3 protein-coding genes are annotated in these 1,603 nt (G+C 69.8%); 1 reads left to right on the top strand and 2 read right to left on the bottom strand.

Going from position 1 to position 1,603, the window contains the following annotated elements; all coding sequences use genetic code 11:
- Positions 1-348 precede the first annotated feature (348 nt).
- Entirely contained in the window at positions 349-648 is a 300-nt protein-coding gene (locus Cph01nite_RS18890) for a hypothetical protein (RefSeq protein ID WP_239069372.1), read from the top strand.
- A 130-nt stretch (positions 649-778) separates the two neighbouring features.
- Here Cph01nite_RS18890 and Cph01nite_RS18895 read toward each other — a convergent pair whose 3' ends face one another.
- Positions 779-1,048, bottom strand: a complete 270-nt coding sequence (locus tag Cph01nite_RS18895) for an alpha-mannosidase (protein ID WP_203676591.1) — start codon at positions 1,046-1,048, stop codon at positions 779-781.
- A gap of 36 nt (positions 1,049-1,084) precedes the next feature.
- Positions 1,085-1,603 (bottom strand): hypothetical protein (locus tag Cph01nite_RS18900; RefSeq protein WP_203676592.1); only part of this gene is annotated, 519 nt, incomplete at its 5' end.

Consider the following 1,603-nt stretch of genomic DNA (forward strand, 5'->3'; position numbering starts at 1 on the left):
CCACGACCACCACCACCTCACCCCCATTCACCGCCGAAGAACGCACCAGCCACCTCGTCGCCGGCCCCTGCACCACCACCCCCACACCCCCCGACTGCTGAGCAGCTCCAGCGGCCTCACCCTCCAGCGGCCCACGCGCCACCCGAACGGAGACCTCGTGACACCGCTCCTCGGTCTGGTCCCGGTGCCCTACGTGCCCCCGGAACCACCACTGCGCACCGCGGGATCCACGCTCGGCTGGAGCCTGGGCATCCTCGGACTGACCGCCCTGCTCGGCTTCGCGGTCTTCACCGTGCGGGGGATCCTCAACATGGACACGCGGGTGGTTTCGCGCAGCGGGCGTCAGGCTTGCCGCGTGGGGTCAAGGTCCGCTTCGGCGACGGCCACACCCTGACCACCCGCTCCCCCGGACACCCGTACCCGGACCACGACACCTTCCACGAGTACGAGTGGCCCAAAGCCGAACGCGCCATCACCCTCACCGCCGAGTGGACCGGCCGCGACCAGGTCGACGGCTCCGCGGTCTGGCGCGACGTCGACGGCGTCGCCCTCACTACGACCACCAGCGCACCCTTCCGCGTCGAGGAACGCATCAGCCGCCTCGTCGACGGATTGTGCACCGACAGGCCGAAGCCCCCGGATTGCTGACCGCCCCGGCGAGTCCGCCTGAGGACCGCCACCAAGGTCGACGCCCGCCGCTCGCGTCGCCGCTCACCACCCGGCGGACGCGTCATACGGGCCGCTGGCGATCAGTCCCAAGCCATGAGGGAGTAGCCGGTCACACAGCTCGCATCGACATCCCGCGGTCGGCCGCCGACCACGCATCGCCACTCGCTCGCGAATCTCGCGCCAGCGCACCAGCCCCCGTGGCCAATGCTTGGTCGAGGACCGTCAGGACCAGCGACACGTTGCCCAGCGCGTCCTGCACTATCCCCGAGCCCAGCGTGTGGCCGGTCGCATAGCACTCGGCACCCACGACACCGGCGTGCTGGTCGAGCGACGCGGCAAAATCCGCGACGTCGGCGGAGTCGACCTTGAGGTCAGTCATCGCGATCCCCTCTGGACAGCAGGCAAGCAGCTTCGGTCACTCGACCTCTGAGGTCGGGCCGGGCTTCGGCGGAGTGATGACGTCGCGCCCCCGCAACTTCTGGAGAGCTTCCAAGTCGGGCGGCGGATCGAACGTGCCGTGTGGGATCTCGATGGCGGCGCAGTACTCGTCCGTGAGGGACTCACCCGTTGAAAGCGTGTAAGGCTCCGGCGCATCGGTGCTACCCGCGACCCGTCGGTGTCCGTCGGCACCGAGCTCGACCCGGTACGCGTATGCCTGAGGCCACGGCACCGAGCCCTCCTCGCGCTCAGGCAGAGTGACGAGGTCGTCGGCACACCCGCGCACCACAGCGCCATCGCCTGACGGATCGACCTCCACGGCGAGCGGAGTGAACGGCACCGGACCCAATGCGACGTAGCTCGAGCCGTCGTCGAGACGTCTCGCCGCCCGCCGGGCGAACCGGTCCACGTGATCCTCACGCCATCCGTGGAGCATCGAGGGATCGGAGTAGTTGGCGCTGTTGAGCGCCGTCGCGTGAGCGAGCTCGGCGGCTCG

It is taken from the genome of Cellulomonas phragmiteti, assembly GCF_016862775.1.
GTDB lineage: Bacteria > Actinomycetota > Actinomycetes > Actinomycetales > Cellulomonadaceae > Cellulomonas > Cellulomonas phragmiteti.

Bases quoted from the DNA above. Each gene is read 5' to 3' on its own strand.
- Cph01nite_RS18895 (WP_203676591.1), bottom strand. From the start codon at position 1,048: ATGACTGACCTCAAGGTCGACTCCGCCGACGTCGCGGATTTTGCCGCG.